The 14,393-nt window shown below is 46.2% G+C and carries 11 protein-coding genes and 7 pseudogenes; 9 read left to right on the top strand and 9 right to left on the bottom strand.

Going from position 1 to position 14,393, the window contains the following annotated elements:
- Nucleotides 1-41: 41 nt before the first annotated feature.
- Nucleotides 42-531: pseudogene (locus BQ1619_RS04175) on the bottom strand (isocitrate/isopropylmalate family dehydrogenase); the annotation flags it as partial.
- Nucleotides 532-597: 66 nt separating this feature from the next.
- Entirely contained in the window at nt 598-1,059 is a 462-nt protein-coding gene (locus tag BQ1619_RS09115) for a hypothetical protein (RefSeq protein WP_197711864.1), read from the bottom strand.
- Between the two features lie 264 nt (nt 1,060-1,323).
- On the opposite strand from BQ1619_RS09115, the gene BQ1619_RS09110 reads away from it, so the two are divergent.
- Together BQ1619_RS09110 and BQ1619_RS04160 are read left to right on the top strand one after the other, a co-directional pair.
- Nucleotides 1,324-1,620, top strand: coding sequence for a SprT family zinc-dependent metalloprotease (locus BQ1619_RS09110; protein WP_197711863.1), 297 nt, complete (start codon nt 1,324-1,326; stop codon nt 1,618-1,620).
- Nucleotides 1,578-2,612: an amidase gene (locus BQ1619_RS04160; protein ID WP_114662410.1), complete on the top strand. Its 1,035-nt coding sequence runs from the start codon at nt 1,578-1,580 to the stop codon at nt 2,610-2,612. Before BQ1619_RS09110 ends, BQ1619_RS04160 begins: the two co-directional genes overlap by 43 nt.
- Here BQ1619_RS04160 and BQ1619_RS04155 read toward each other — a convergent pair.
- The 3 genes and pseudogenes from BQ1619_RS04155 to BQ1619_RS04145 form a co-directional block, all read right to left on the bottom strand.
- A pseudogene (locus BQ1619_RS04155) lies at nt 2,588-3,044 on the bottom strand (Bug family tripartite tricarboxylate transporter substrate binding protein); the annotation flags it as partial. The gene BQ1619_RS04160 and the pseudogene BQ1619_RS04155 sit on opposite strands and share 25 nt — an antisense overlap.
- Before the next feature lie 68 nt (nt 3,045-3,112).
- Nucleotides 3,113-3,850 (bottom strand): oxidoreductase, encoded by a 738-nt coding sequence (locus BQ1619_RS04150; protein WP_231968486.1) that lies wholly within the window; start codon nt 3,848-3,850, stop codon nt 3,113-3,115.
- 103 nt (nt 3,851-3,953) lie between these two features.
- Nucleotides 3,954-4,806: pseudogene (locus tag BQ1619_RS04145) on the bottom strand (aldehyde dehydrogenase family protein); the annotation flags it as partial.
- Between the two features lie 104 nt (nt 4,807-4,910).
- Here BQ1619_RS04145 and BQ1619_RS04140 point away from each other — a divergent pair.
- From BQ1619_RS04140 to BQ1619_RS10255, 3 genes and pseudogenes are all read left to right on the top strand, one after another.
- Nucleotides 4,911-5,384, top strand: a pseudogene (locus BQ1619_RS04140) (isocitrate/isopropylmalate family dehydrogenase); the annotation flags it as partial.
- A gap of 54 nt (nt 5,385-5,438) precedes the next feature.
- Nucleotides 5,439-5,795, top strand: a complete 357-nt coding sequence (locus BQ1619_RS10260; RefSeq protein WP_114662409.1) for an O-linked N-acetylglucosamine transferase family protein — start codon at nt 5,439-5,441, stop codon at nt 5,793-5,795.
- Between the two features lie 29 nt (nt 5,796-5,824).
- The gene (locus BQ1619_RS10255) at nt 5,825-6,463 is read left to right on the top strand and encodes an O-linked N-acetylglucosamine transferase family protein (protein WP_114662406.1); all 639 of its coding nucleotides are present in this window, start codon (nt 5,825-5,827) and stop codon (nt 6,461-6,463) included.
- A gap of 147 nt (nt 6,464-6,610) precedes the next feature.
- Here BQ1619_RS10255 and dnaQ read toward each other — a convergent pair whose 3' ends face one another.
- The 4 genes and pseudogenes from dnaQ to BQ1619_RS04105 form a co-directional block, all read right to left on the bottom strand.
- Nucleotides 6,611-7,321 carry a DNA polymerase III subunit epsilon gene (gene dnaQ, locus BQ1619_RS04120; protein WP_114662402.1) on the bottom strand — a complete coding sequence of 237 codons (711 nt, stop codon included), beginning with the start codon at nt 7,319-7,321 and terminating at the stop codon, nt 6,611-6,613.
- A pseudogene (locus BQ1619_RS04115) lies at nt 7,321-9,138 on the bottom strand (efflux RND transporter permease subunit); the annotation flags it as partial. The gene dnaQ and the pseudogene BQ1619_RS04115, both read right to left, overlap by 1 nt.
- Before the next feature lie 331 nt (nt 9,139-9,469).
- Nucleotides 9,470-9,931: a ribonuclease HI gene (gene rnhA, locus BQ1619_RS04110; protein WP_114662401.1), complete on the bottom strand. Its 462-nt coding sequence runs from the start codon at nt 9,929-9,931 to the stop codon at nt 9,470-9,472.
- A 9-nt stretch (nt 9,932-9,940) separates the two neighbouring features.
- Nucleotides 9,941-10,759, bottom strand: a complete 819-nt coding sequence (locus BQ1619_RS04105; RefSeq protein WP_114662400.1) for a class I SAM-dependent methyltransferase — start codon at nt 10,757-10,759, stop codon at nt 9,941-9,943.
- 16 nt (nt 10,760-10,775) lie between these two features.
- On the opposite strand from BQ1619_RS04105, the pseudogene gloB reads away from it, so the two are divergent.
- From gloB to BQ1619_RS04085, 4 genes and pseudogenes are all read left to right on the top strand, one after another.
- Nucleotides 10,776-11,580: pseudogene (gene gloB, locus BQ1619_RS04100) on the top strand (hydroxyacylglutathione hydrolase).
- Nucleotides 11,580-13,016 (top strand): transglycosylase SLT domain-containing protein, encoded by a 1,437-nt coding sequence (locus tag BQ1619_RS04095; protein ID WP_114662399.1) that lies wholly within the window; start codon nt 11,580-11,582, stop codon nt 13,014-13,016. Before gloB ends, BQ1619_RS04095 begins: the two are co-directional and overlap by 1 nt.
- Before the next feature lie 27 nt (nt 13,017-13,043).
- Nucleotides 13,044-13,766: pseudogene (locus BQ1619_RS04090) on the top strand (AMP-binding protein); the annotation flags it as partial.
- Nucleotides 13,767-13,808: 42 nt separating this feature from the next.
- Complete coding sequence (locus tag BQ1619_RS04085) at nt 13,809-14,381, top strand: YhbY family RNA-binding protein (RefSeq protein WP_114663510.1); 573 nt, start codon at nt 13,809-13,811, stop codon at nt 14,379-14,381.
- Nucleotides 14,382-14,393 lie beyond the last annotated feature (12 nt).

Here is a 14,393-nt window from a genome sequence, read left to right as displayed (position 1 = left end):
AAAATATCCAATAAATCTTGGTCAAAATACGAAAATTGCTATAAAGATTCCTGAATTACAAACTCGCGATCAGTGTCCGGAAACATCTTTCCACCAACGCTTAAATATTCACCTTCGGTATTCTCGCGGACAACAAAGAAATCAATATCGCCCGGTTTGCGATTTGCTAACGGACATGGCACCCCTGGTAATAGTCGTACCGGACGCAGATTGACGTACTGATCAAAGCCGCGACGGAACTGAATCAAACTACCCCACAATGACACATGGTCCGGAAGAATATTCGGCATACCGATAGCGCCAAAGAAAATAGCATCGTATTTCATCAACAGATCAAACCAATCATCAGGTAACATCTTGCCGCTTTTGGTAATAATCGCAGCTCGCAAAATCGAAATGATCAAACTGCATACCGATATTAAACTTTCGATTAGCCGCCTCTAACGCACGCACCCCCTCAGGGATTACCTCCTTACCAATTCCATCGCCAGGAATTACTGCAATTTTGGGATTTTTAAATATTTTTTGCATTCATGATGTCTTAGTCTCTCGTTTAATAGTGCTTTAGTCTAGATGTAACTTTACGCGTTGGTTTTTTTAGCTAATGGCTCGTTGGATCTCATCACGGCTTGGTTTCAAGCCTTTATCAACCGAGTCGCTATTGTAATTTTCGGTATTTTCAATAGTCTCTGGAATATCTTCCTGCATACGGATATTGTCTTTGGGGCAGATGGGCGCACCATATCTGGCCCATTTTTTTAGAAGGGTAACCTCATATCCGCATTGACCACACTTCGCCTTACTGCGACTCGCATTGCTGGGTCTTAGTGGAGGAAACACAATGGCTTGATGTGGATATGGGCCCAACTCTTGACCTTTATCAAGCGATTTAGCACGAACAAGGGCATTTTCCTTCCCAAAGCTGGACCAAGCCCGTACAACGCTATCTCGCTGCCCAATTCGATCCAGGCAGGCTAGCAGTAAACCTTGAGCGTTGATCTCCCTTCTGGCAAGGGCTCGGACCGCTTGGTGAGCGCTAAGGCTTTCTAAATCCCTCATCGAGCCTATTCTACTTTTCGTGGCGTATGATCGTAATTTAGCCCAAATTTAATCTTAATTACCCTAATCTTTAATGAAGCAACATACTTGCACGGAAGCATAACTTGAGGACGCCGTAAGACACCTTGAGCCAGTATTTTCAAAAGCTGGCTATGCCATCCCTCCAGTGAGAGTTTCTTGTGGATTTCCGGCATCGAGTAGTCCTCGAACAACCTTGGGCCAATGCTGGCCAAGAGAGCGTTCAGGCGGTGGATTGACGATCCCGTGCAATTATTAGATACCTTAGTACATGAGCTTTGCCATGCCGTTGATGATTGCTTTAGTGGACATGGCGAAGATTTCAAGGGAATAGCTCAAACTGTTGGGTTAGAAGGGCCAGCAAGAATGGCTCATGCTACTGAAGGGCTCACTGTGAAGCTGATGATGAAAGGGGCTGTAAAGGGCCTTTTGCATGGCTTGCCGATTGGCATCAAGGACCTTTTGATACCTATGACCTCCCAACCTCCTATGGCTCCTCAATCTATGCGCATCATTACCCCAAAACGGATGCTGTATCGGTAGCCCTAATGCGCCAACAAGGCGCCATTATTTTAGGTAAAACCGTCACCACGGAATTTGCCTCATTCAATAGCGGCCCCACAACTAACCCATTCGATGCAGAACATACGCCTGGCGGATCATCTAGCAGCTCTGCTGCTGAGGTTGCGGATTTCATGGTGCCACTGGCTACTGGAAGTCAAACTGCGGAATCCATCATTCGACCAGCCTCCTACTGTGGCGTCGTGGGATTTAAACCGAGCCTGGGCAAAATTAGTGTTGCTGGCGTAAAAAGCTTGGCGCCGTCGTTGGATACCCTGGGATGCTTTGGCAGAAGTGTTGAAGATGTTGCGTTGGGTGTTGCCGCAATGAGTGGCGACCACGCTATGGGCACAATCGAATCACTCCATTACAAACCCAAAATCGCTGTTTGCAAAACGTCCGATTGGGAGTGCGCAAGCCAAGCTTCTATAGCAGCAATTGCTCTTGCGCGCTTCGCGGCAGAAAAAATTGCAAAAAGCTTGGTAAACGATTTATCGCTGCCAAATTCATTCGATACGTTACGCGAGACGCAAACGCGCATCATGGTTAACGAAATATCGCGCAGCCTGGCATTTGAGCGTGAGCAGTATGCGAAAAAACTCAGCCCCCTATTGAGCAAACAGCTAGATGACGGTAAGCGTATCACTTACCAGCAATATTCCAAAGATTTGCAGGCAACTGAGATAGCACGCAAAACGATTGCTGAGTTATTTCAAAATCAAGTGGACATTCTCATTGCCCAAAGTGCAATTGGAGAGGCGCCATTACTCAAAGACGGCACCGGAGATCCTATATTTTGCAGAATGTGGACACTACTCGGTTTGCCATGCATTAACTTGAATATCTCAACTGGAGTTAATGGACTTCCCATCGGCGTCCAATTAATTGCGGGCCCAGGTAAAGATCATTTGCTACTCAGCGTTGCAAGAGCGTTTGCGCTTGCATTGCCTGACCCCGTATTACGAGAAGCGTAATTTAACTTTCCTGGGTTGGCCTTAGCGTAAGCAATAAATTCTTTCAAATTATTTACAGGTACTGATGGGTGAACCGCAATGACGTTCGTTGAGACCGTCAGCAAAGCGATTGGCGAAAAGTCCTTAATAGGGTCCCATGGCAGTTTATCCATCAAGGCAGGATTACCAACGTGATACCCCGAGTATGAGATCAACAAGGTGTAACCGTTTAGTTTAGCATTCGCAACGTATTGATGGGCAATATTGCCGCTGGCACCAGGCTTGTTGTCAACCACAACGGGTTGGCCAATGACCCTTGTCAAAGGCTCACTTAATAGATGCGCTGACGTATCTACCAGGCCCCCGGGAGGATTGGGTACCACCCAAAGTAATGGATTTATCTGGGAACGATTGGGCGAAAGCTGACGTGACTGCAGAAAGCCAGCTGATCATGATTAGTAATTTTCTAGTTGATAACAACGCTTGCTGAAGAGTGTTCATTTGATCTCCTAATTTTCTATTTATCGTTGTCCTACTTTAACGCTTCCAAATACTGACTGAGCTTCTCTGGGTAAACAACGCCAGTAGCGCTCATTGGCATTGACTGTTGCATTGAGTGCAGCAGCGGCCTCCCAGCCCCAACGCGGCTTGTACAAGAATGCTCGCGCTAATGCAATCAGATCCGCATCCCCCTTTTGTAAAATTTCTTCTGCTTGGTGTGGATCAGTGATCAATCCAACAGTCATAGTCGGTAAACCCGATTGCTCTTTCACAATCTTGGCAAACGGAACCTGATAATTTGGGCCAAGCGCAATTTTTTGTTTTGGAGAAATACCACCGGAAGAAATATGTACAAAATCGCAGCCCAATGACTTTAATTGTTTTGCAAAATTCGCCGTTTCTTCTGGAATCCACCCACCCTCAACCCAATCGCTTGCTGAGATGCGGATACCAAGCACGCCCTGGTAGGCTGCCCTTACTGCTGCAAACAATTCCAATGGAAAGCGAATGCGATTCTCAAACGAACCACCGTATTCATCCGTTCGCTGATTGGCGATCGGTGATAAAAATTGATGCAAAAGATAACCATGCGCTCCATGCAACTCAATGCCGTCAAGACCTATGCGATCAGCCCGCTTAGCGGCAGTCACAAACACATCGATCAAATCCTTTAGCTCAACTTTAGAGAGTTCATGTGGTAAACGCTCCCCGTCTCCCCGTCTAATTGTGGAATGGCTGAAGGTGCCAATGTTTCCCAACCACCTTGATCGATTGACAGAAGTTGGCCACCATCCCAGGGTGTTGCACTGGAGGCCTTGCGACCGGCAACATTGTCAAATAGGGTGCCGCCCAAGAAAAATCGAGCTCCATTCCATTCTTAATCTTGAGCGTTTTGGTACGTTCAATTAATTTCGGCATGATCTTATCCGCCACATCACCAACCAGAACCGCTACAGATATCGCCATACAACGCTCGCCTGCAGAACCATAGGCAGCTCCTACTAATGCATCGATGGCTTTATCAATGTCCGCATCCGGCATGATAACCATGTGGTTCTTTGCGCCACCCAGTGCTTGAGAGCGCTTGCCAAAATGCGCGCAACGCTCATAGATGTAATTTGCGATAGGTGTTGAACCTACAAAGCTAATGGCTTTGACATCGGGATTTTCAATTAAGGCATCTACTGCCACAGGCGATTGCCATTGGGAACATCCACATGGGAACCATGACGGGAAAGTTAAATGGCGTAATACCGGCTACAACACCCAAGGGTTGACGCATGACCCAGTTATCAATATCTGTTAAAACCTGCTCGGTGTAGTCACCCTTTAGCAGCTCGGGGATGCCTGTGGCGAATTCCAGGATTTCAATGCCACGGGTTACTTCTCCCTGTGCGTCGGTAAACACCTTGCCATGCTCGGCGGTAATGATGGCTGCTAATTCATCGCGATTGGCATTGAGTAGCTCTAAGTACTTAAACAGAATGCGAGCGCGACGCAGGGGGCTAGTCTGACTCCAAGAGTCAAATGCCTTTTGAGCGACAGCAACGGCAGAATCAACCTCCTTGCGGCTCGCCAAAGCAACTTTGCGGGCTACTGCACCCTTGGCAGGGTTGTATACGTCGGCAAAGCGACCATCTTTAGGGCTGATGACAGATCCACCAACATAGTGGCCGATATCTTCTTTGGATTCAAAGGATTTTGGAGCATTCATATTGTCTGTGTAGTTATTAGAATTTTGGGTAAATAAAGACCTGACGCTCACGCCTGCAGGACTTCGCTGTCTCGTTTATTCTGCTTTTTAAGCATCCTATCGCTTTATTTACTCATCAGGGCGTTGATCGCATATTGCAATACGCATATTACCTTGCTCAAAGTCGGCCTAAGAAGCATCTAACATCTGCTACGAAGTCAAACGGTATCGCTATTACGATGCCATATTGGGATGAGCGTGTTGAAGAAATGGCTCAACAGTTTGCAGATGTGCGAACCGATAAATACCATATCGACATTTTGGCGGCCCATTTTGTGATGAATCCCGATCGCTTTGATGTGGTTGTGGCGAGCAACTTATTTGGTGATATTCTTTCTGACTTAGGTCCGGCATGTACTGGGACGATTGCCGTTGCTCCGTCTGGAAGTATTAATCCTGAAGGCAAGTTCCCATCATTATTTGAACCCATCCATAGCTCAACGCCAGATATTTACGGCAAAATGATCGCTAACCCCATCGGGCAAATATGGAGTGGCGCTATGATGCTTGATCATTTGGGCTATCCAGAAGCTAGAGCTCGTTTCTGCAAATAAATCTGTGGCCATGCCATTTATCTTGCTTAATACGCCAGCATCATTAGAGCTTCAAAAAAATGTGCAATCCAGTATGTTCGTAACAAATATCTAACTACCAAAAATAAAACACTAGTCATCAAACCTAAATCGGCTGATTCAAAAATAAGAATTGCTTATTTTTCATCCGATTTTAAATTTCATCCTGTTGGCGTTTTAATGAAAAACATAGTCAAAATGCATGACAGATCACGATTTGAAGTATCTGGAGTATTTTTGAATAGAGAAACAGGTGATGAGGTCGAAGAGCAATTTAAGGCATTATTTGATCATTGCTATCACACTCATAATATGAGTGATCAGGAAGTCTTTGATTTATTAGGGAGCTTAGATATTGATATATCGCCATCGATTTAAATTGCCATACTACAGGAGCTAGAACCGCATTGTTTGCAAACCGCATTGCACCGCCTCAGGTTAATTATCTTGGCTTTGCAGGCACTTCAGGCGCAGATTTTTATGACTGTTTAATTGCTGATCAGGTGGTGTTTCCGCCAAATGACAGACCTCATTACACTGAGTTTGTTTCTTATTTACTCAATTCTTTTTTTTCTGCTGACACATCAATATCAATAGATAGTCTAGGCCTTTTTCCCAAAAGAGAAGATCATGGCTTACTAGTAGATGGCCTGGTGTTTGCCTACTTCAATAATTTTTACAAGATTACGCCATCCGTATTTGATACCCGGATTAAATTGCTAAAGTCGTTTCCACACAGCGTGCTTTGGCTGTCAAAATTCTCTGATGTTGCAACCAAAAATTTAGTAAACGAAGCGCTAAAACGCGGCGTTGATTCATCTCGCTTAATTTTTGCAGAGCTCGTTCCAAGCAGAGCAGTCTATCTCTCGCGCCTTAGACTAGCTGATTTATTTTTGGATGCACCAAACTACAATGCTCATACAACTGCTGCTGATGCATTATGGGCTGGCCTTCCTGTTCTTACGCAGATAGGTTCAACATTTGCTGGAAGGGTTGCTGCAAGCCAATTATCCGCTTTGGGATTGCCTGAGTTAATTACTTTTTGAATTGGCCAGCAATCCTCAGCTGCTGATGAATCTTAGGAAGAGGCTTGAGGCTAATCGTACATCCGCACCTTTATTTGACACTAAACAGTACGTCACCGATCTTGAAGCGTTGTATCAAAAATTAATCGAAGAAAAAACAGCAGTAAATTAAGAAACTGTTATGACAGGACTCCAGGCGGGATCCTTCTTGCTTGCCTTGGCGATTTCAGCAAGAATCTTCTCATGTTGTGCATGATCATCATCGCTAGCCGCCAGCACTTTCAAATTAGCTGGCAATGCTTTGCTGTTGCCGGCAACATCGGCACCAACGGTATAGTCAATCAGATCAATCAATAGATCTTCTTGGCCTCGCGTCATGGCAATATAAACTTCTGCTAGCAGTTGGGCATCCAATAAGGCGCCGTGCAATGTGCGGTGTTCATTGCTGATGTTGAATCTATCGCAGAGCGCATCTAATGAATTGCGCTTTCCTGGGAACATTTGGCGTGCATCGAGTAGGGTGTCGATAATCTTAGATACCAGGCCCCTGAATGGTGGTCGTTTTAAGAGGGCAAATTCATTATCTAAAAAGCCTAAGTCAAACGCAGCATTGTGAATCACAATCTCTGCGCCATCAACGAACTCAATCAATTGTTCGACAATTGTTCCGAAAACGGGCTTATCGGATAAAAATTCTCTTGAAAGCCCGTGAACAGCAAAAGCGCCAGCATTAATGTCGCGCTCAGGGTTGATGTAATAGTGAAAAGTGCGATCAGTTAAGCGCCGATCAATGACCTCGACACACCCAATCTCAATAATGCGATCGCCTGTTGCCGGATTTAAACCAGTAGTTTCCGTATCCAAAATAACTTGCCGCATTATGTACCCTCTAAAACGGATGGCGGAATTTCCATTGGGCTGTTACCGGCATACTTATCAAGATACAAATAAATTACTGGAGTAATGATGAGGGTTACAAACTGAGGGAATATCAATCCATCAGCAACACTGATACCCAATGGCTGTCGAAGCTCTGCGCCAGCCCCAAGACCAAAAGCAATAGGGAGGGCACCCATGAGAGCGGTAAAAGTCGTCATCATGATAGGTCTAAAACGTAGAATGCACGCTTCGCGAATGGCATGATCCGGTGATAAGCCTTTAGTGCGCTGAGCATCTAACGCAAAGTCAATCATTAAGATCGCATTCTTTTTAACAATACCAATCAACAAAAGAATACCAATAGAGGCGATGACGATGAGTTCAAAGCCAAAAATACGTAAAGCTACAATCGCACCAATAGCAGCTGAAGGCAGTCCGGCCAAAATCGTTAATGGATGGATATAGCTCTCATATAAACATCCAAGCAAAATGTAGATAACTCCAAGTGCGGCCAAGATTAAGATCACTTGGCCAGATTGGTTGTCTTTAAATACCGCAGCATCACCGCCATAACTAGTAATGATTGATGGTGGCAAATCAATTTCTTTTTCAAAGGCGTCGATTGCTTTAGTAGCATCCCCCAGGAAGACGTCGGGAGCCAAATTAAAGGAAATCGTTACCGCTGGAATTTGACCTTGATGGTTGACAGCTGTTGGCCCAACTGTACGAACAAATTTTGCAAGACTGGATAGTGGAATGAGTTTATCTGTAGCGCGTCCTCTTACGGATACCTTATTAAGATCCGTTTCATATTGCCGATCACCTTCAGCGGTTTCTAAAATGACGTAATATGTGTTGACTGGAGTGTAGATGGTAGAGACCTGTCGCTCGCCAAAAGAGTTGTAGAGTGCAGTGCGTATGTCGGCTATTGATACACCGGCAAGGGCTGCCTGATCACGATTGATCTCAATTTTGACATTCAAGCCCTTAAGCTGGGAGTCGCTGGTAACGTCTCTAAAGATAGGGTCGGCACGCATTTTTTGAGCTATCTTATCGGCCCACTCATTGACGCCCTCAAACCCAACACTTTGCAGGATAAATTGATAGCGGCTTTTACTATTTCGGCCTCCTAGCTGAAGGTTTTGTACGGGACGCATGTAAACCTGTAAGTCTGGAATTTCTCTAAATTTATTGCGCAAGCCTTCGATGACCTTGCTCATTTTTTCGCGATCACCCTTGGGTTTGAGGATGATAAAGAAGCGCCCCGTATTTCTGCCAGCGCTTTGACATCCGCCCAAAATTGAAATCGATGTAGCAACATTAGGGTCATTGTTAATAATTTCCGCAGCTTTATCCTGGAGCTCTAACATTGCTTTGAATGAAGTATCTTCTGCCGCTTCAGTTGTCGCAGTAATTTGGCCAATATCTTCTTCTGGAAAAAATCCTTTTGGACTGTTTACGAATGGGACTAATGCAATAAAGAATGTGGAGATTGCGCCCCATAAAACGATTTTGCGATTTTTAAGTGCTAGATCAAGGTAATGGACATAAACCTTTAATGTCCAATCAAAGATGCGATCAAACTGCTTTGTAACTTTATATTCCTTACCATGATCGCCAGGCTTTGGTAAAAAACGACTACAAAGCATTGGAATAACAGTCAGTGAAACAATGGCCGATACTAAAATTGACAAGGAAACAACGACCGCAAATTCTCTAAAAAGCAGTCCAATGGGGCCTGACATAAAGAAAAGGGGAATAAAGACGGCAACCAATGAGATGGAAATGGAAATAATCGTGAAACCGTAAGCCTTCGCAGAGGCGTAAAGCAATGCCAAGAGCAATAAATAAGATGCGCCACTTAAATTGAATGATCAGAGTTTTACTGCTTGCCCAATTCAGTTGTTTTAACTTGCTAGTATGGGGAGACGCTTTTTGCCACAGCGCACACAAACGGGATTTACCAACATTTTTCAGTTGGCCGAACTTGCTGACAAGTTGATCAAGTGACGATTCGATTTTTGACACAGTCTCGTTTTCTAAATTTTTTATAGTGTAATTGCGGTTTCAAGCCCCGTAGAGCATGCCCATGCTCTCACAAGCGACCCAAAAATGGGGTTGGTGACCTCCTTTTTAGGGGAGGGAAATTTAGGCCAAAAACCTTTCCACGCCCTTATTTGCCAGTTGGTCGACTAATTCATTACCGGGATGGCCGTTATGGCCTCGAACCCAGTGCCATGAGATCTCATGATTTGGGAGCAGGGCGTCCAATTCTTGCCATAAATCAGCATTTTTCACGGGATCTTTGCTGGCTGTTCGCCAGCCCTGTTTTTTCCACCCCTCGAGCCATTCGGTGACGCCTTTTTGGACATATTGAGAGTCAGTCCAGATCTCCACTGAACTGGGCTGCTTTAGGGCTCGAAGAGCAAAGATCACAGCGCTAATTTCCATGCGATTGTTCGTGGTGAGCTTTTCGCCTCCATGAATTTGCTTTTCATGATCACCAGAACGTAGAACAGCACCCCATCCGCCGGGACCAGGATTGCCCTTGCATGCGCCATCGGTATAGATAACGATATGGGGAGGGGTGACAGTAGTATGTTCAGGCATCACTGTAATTTACTGCTTCTGAGAATTGTTCAGGATATCTCGCAAGGTGTTTCGCTCCGCGGCAGGACTCAGCTGTGTGATAGTCGGCATGCGAACCGATTGCACTTTGCCAATAAGTCGCATGCCCTTGTGGCGCTTGATGGCAGAAACCAGAAAGACTGCCCCAAAGATCGGCCACCAACGATTGCCCATGGGCTCCAGAAAGTCCATGCGGTTCATGGCTGCCCCCCCATGGAGCGGGAATTTATAACAACCAAAATGCCCCCGATCCAAGGAGTAATTAAGTAGTTGTAACCAGTCTTTCACGCGTATCAAGCTAATAAATTGGCCATCGCGCGGAAGGTAAGGGGTGCCAATTAAGCGACTTAGATATTGGCGCGCCCCCCACAAGCTTGCGGGATTGAATCCTGAAATAACTAGCCGTCCCTCAGGACGTAAGACGCGATCGACCTCGCGCAGAATTTGATGGGGATCTGCAGCAAACTCTAGAACGTGAGGCAGCGCTACTAGATCAATACTTTCATTAGCGAATGGAAGTTCAGAGGAGCATCCATCGATCAAATGCCATTGAAATCGGTTGGCATATTCACGATTGTCGTTTGTGTGCAAGAGTAGCGCATGTAATGGCATGCGGTTTTTGCTCAAGGCATTCATTTGGGGAAGGCCAATTTGCATAGCATGAAAGCCAAAGACATCTCCCACAATTTGATCAAAACAGCGTTGTTCCCAGCGCAAAACATAGCGTCCAGGCGGGGATTGAAGCCATTTCTCCCAGGAGCTCCAGGGGGGTGCAGAGGGCTGCGAGGGAATAGGTGAGGTTGGTATCATCGCGCTATGGATAAGAATACTTTATTTATTGCAAGTTTGGCCGATTCCGGCCTTTGATGACAACTACATCTGGTGTATCCATGATGGAAAATCTGCCTTGGTGGTTGATCCAGGGGATGCAGCCCCTGGATTGGAATACCTTAAGCCAAGCAAATCTCAAATTAACGGCGATTTTAATTACCCATCACCATGCTGGTCATACTGGCGGTATTCTGAAGTTGCTCAATGCGTTGTGCGCAACGATTCCGGTCTATTGGCCTACAGGCGACAATATTCCAGGTCGCACACAAATTGCGAAAGAGGGTGACAAACTGGAGATTGCCACTCCACGAATTAGCTTGAGCGTCTACGAAGTTCCTGGGCATACCCTGAGTCATATTGCTTACTTTGCAAACATGCAAGCCAATGTGCTTGAACCGATGCTGTTTTGTGGTGACACTCTGTTTGCATCCGGTTGCGGCCGATTATTTGAGGGCACGCCATCTCAAATGAGTCAGTCACTGGCAAAGTTTGCCGCACTTCCTAAAAATACCTTGGTCTACTGCACTCATGAGTACACCTTATCCAATACACGTTTTGCGTTAGCAGTAGAGCCAAATAACCAGAACCTACTCTCATGGTCTGAGCGCGCTCATGAATTACGCCAAAAGGGGCTGCGTACCTTACCAACGACGATTGGTCAAGAACTTCAAGTGAACCCTTTTATGCGTTGTCATCAGACCGAAGTCATTGCTTCGGCAAAAGAGGTTTCCGGACAAGAGGAGTTGCCCAGCCCCGCTCATGTCCTGGCTGTCATTCGCGCCTGGAAAGATCGGCTCTAATGCGCTTGATATGTGCGGCAATTTTGGTTGCCGCTTTTTTCTCGGGTTGTGCAAGTACTGGGGATTGGTCCTCGGACACACCTACGAAGCCTGGGTCAAGACCATCCAAGGCTACCCGAGTCAATTTGCAGAACCAATCGGTTAGCAAAATTTATGCGCCCTCCGATAATCTGTGGATACGCATTCGAGATGGGTTTCAGATGGAGCCCATGAATTCACCCCTAGAGATTGAGCAAGTGCGCTGGTTGGCCACAAGGCCGGACTATGTGCATCGTTCCATGGCGCGTTCATCGCGCTATTTGTTTTGCATAGTGCAAGAAGTAAGTGCGCGCAATATGCCTACTGAGATTGCCTTACTTCCATTTGTTGAGAGCGCATTTGTGACGCACGCAAAGTCCAGCGCTAAAGCAGTGGGTCTTTGGCAATTCATGCCCGCAACCGGAAAAGACTTTCAACTAACCCAAAACGTCTTTCGCGATGAACGCAGAGATGTATTGCAATCTACGGATGCGGCCTTGGATTATTTACAACGCTTACACAACCAATTTGGTAGCTGGGAGCTGGCTCTAGCGGCCTATAATTGGGGCGCCGGTAATGTGCTGAAAGCTCAAAAGCGCAACTTAGCAGCGGGATTGCCGACTGACTATGAGAGCCTGACCATGCCGCGTGAAACGCGCATGTACGTTCCGAAGTTGATGGCATATCGAGCCATCGTATTAGATCCCAGTGCCTATGGCATCGTACTGCCGGAACTAGAAAATCATCCGTACTTTGTAGCTGTGGATGTGGGTAGTGATATTGATGTCGCTCTAGTCATTAAATTAGCAGAAATTCCGGAAGATGAGTTTCACAGCCTCAATCCCTCATTTAATAAGCCCGTCATATTAAGTAATGCCAATCAACAAATTTTGTTGCCCTTTGGGCATGCTGAAGTTTTCCAGGCCAATTTAAAGAAGTACACCAAGCCACTTTCCACATGGACAGCTGTAAAAGTCAGCAAAACCGAGAGCGTGGATCAAGCTGCGAAAACGTTGGGCGTTGATCCTGATGCTTTACGACAGGTAAACGGCATCCCCAAGGGAATGCGAATTAAGGTTGGATCGACGGTCATCATCCCCAAAAGTAGCAATCGATCGGGTGATGTGTCTTCGGCAATGGCGGATAACGCCAGCCTCAGTTTGGAAAAACCGCCCCCACCAGCGCCAAAGTGCCCTAAGCCCGCTAAAGGGTCTAAAAATGCCAAGGCTGCAAAATGTGGACCCACAAAACCCACTCCGAGTGGAGTTGCTGCTTCACCCAAGGGTAATCTCACCCAAAAGAATGCTGCATCTCAGCACAAATCCGCATCGACAGGGCTTGCAAAATCTGCGAAAAATGGCAATTCAGCGTCCTCTAGCGGCAGTACTGCGGCAAAGGGAGCGAGCAAAAACCCGTAATTCAACACTTTTTATATTGGGTTGACCATGTCCTATAAAGCACATCACGAACGCTCAATTAAAGACCCCGACGGATTTTGGGGCGAGCAGGCAAAGTTAATTCACTGGGAAAAACCATTCGATAAAGTTTTAAATTACGACAACCTCCCCATTCGCGAAATGGTTTGAGGGTGGCTTAACTAATCTTTGCTACAACGCTGTTGATCGTCATTACAAAGCAAATCCCGATCAACCCGCGCTTGTTGCGGTTTCAACCGAAACCAACCAAGAAAAAGCTTTTACCTTTAAAGAGTTATACGAAGAAGTCAATCGTATGGCAGCAATCTATAAGGCAAACGGCATTAAGAAGGGCGATCGCGTTCTAATCTACATGCCCATGATTGCAGAGGCCTGTTTTGCAATGCGCGCATGCGCGCGGATCGGTGCCATTCACTCTGTGGTGTTTGGTGGCTTTGCTTCCCATAGCCTACAACGCGTATTGATGATGCGCAACCGAAAATGGTAGTTACTGCTGAGGCGGGCATGCGTGGCGGCAAGGCCGTCCCATACAAGCCTTTGCTGGATGAAGCGATTTCCTTGGCAACTTACAAGCCTGAAAAAGTCTTGATCGTAAATCGCGGTTTATCCGAATTCACCACCGTTGCAGGCAGGGACTTGGATTGCGAGACAGAGAGACAAGAGCATCTCAATAATCTTGTACCTGTTGAGTGGGTAGATGCAACGCATCCTTCCTATATTTTATATACCTCCTCGATTCGCAATCCAGTCCATCAATGCTCTATCATCAAGCCCATGACAGCACTCACTATTACACCCGCACAACGCAAACTCCTCAAAGCCGATGCACACGGATTAAACCCCGTAGTCATGATCGGCGGGGATGGTTTAACCCCAGCAGTTATTAAAGAGGCAAAGTCGGCAATCAACCATCACGGCTTGATTAAAGTGCGGGTTTTTGGCGATGATCGCGAAGCGCGCATTGCTATGTATGAAGAGTTATGCGACAAATTGGATGCCGCTTCTGTACAGCACATTGGCAAATTACTAGTGCTCTGGAAACCCAAAGATGTTGTCGAGGAGGCCTATAGCAATCTCGATAGATCAAGCAAGCAAACGAAGAAGTCATTGCAAGCCGCTCAAACGAAACAAGTCACTGGTCGAGCATCCTCAGGAAGATCTGCTTTTGAACGGGCTGCCGCAGTGAAAGCCGCTAAACCCAAAAAGCGTCCACTGCGCTCTGAGGCTGTGGAATCCAAAATTGGATGGTCGTCACCTGGCTACCGCAAGGCGGTTGCTGCTCCAGCACCCATTAAGAAGCGCAAGGTACGCATGAGTAGCACTAAGAAGAAATTGCTTGGATCTTAATCATGATCCATC

This window comes from Polynucleobacter necessarius, assembly GCF_900095195.1.
Classification (GTDB): Bacteria; Pseudomonadota; Gammaproteobacteria; order Burkholderiales; family Burkholderiaceae; genus Polynucleobacter; species Polynucleobacter necessarius_G.
This window is presented reverse-complemented; position numbering and strand designations above follow the sequence as displayed.

Excerpts from the sequence above, each read along its gene's own strand:
- BQ1619_RS04095 (WP_114662399.1), top strand. The coding sequence starts at position 11,580 with ATGCGCTTGATATGTGCGGCAATTTTGGTTGCCGCTTTTTTCTCGGGT.
- BQ1619_RS04085 (WP_114663510.1), top strand. The coding sequence starts at position 13,809 with ATGACAGCACTCACTATTACACCCGCACAACGCAAACTCCTCAAAGCC.
- rnhA (WP_114662401.1), bottom strand. The coding sequence starts at position 9,931 with ATGCCTGAACATACTACTGTCACCCCTCCCCATATCGTTATCTATACC.
- BQ1619_RS04105 (WP_114662400.1), bottom strand. The coding sequence starts at position 10,759 with ATGATACCAACCTCACCTATTCCCTCGCAGCCCTCTGCACCCCCCTGG.
- dnaQ (WP_114662402.1), bottom strand. The coding sequence starts at position 7,321 with ATGCGGCAAGTTATTTTGGATACGGAAACTACTGGTTTAAATCCGGCA.
- BQ1619_RS09115 (WP_197711864.1), bottom strand. The coding sequence starts at position 1,059 with ATGAGGGATTTAGAAAGCCTTAGCGCTCACCAAGCGGTCCGAGCCCTT.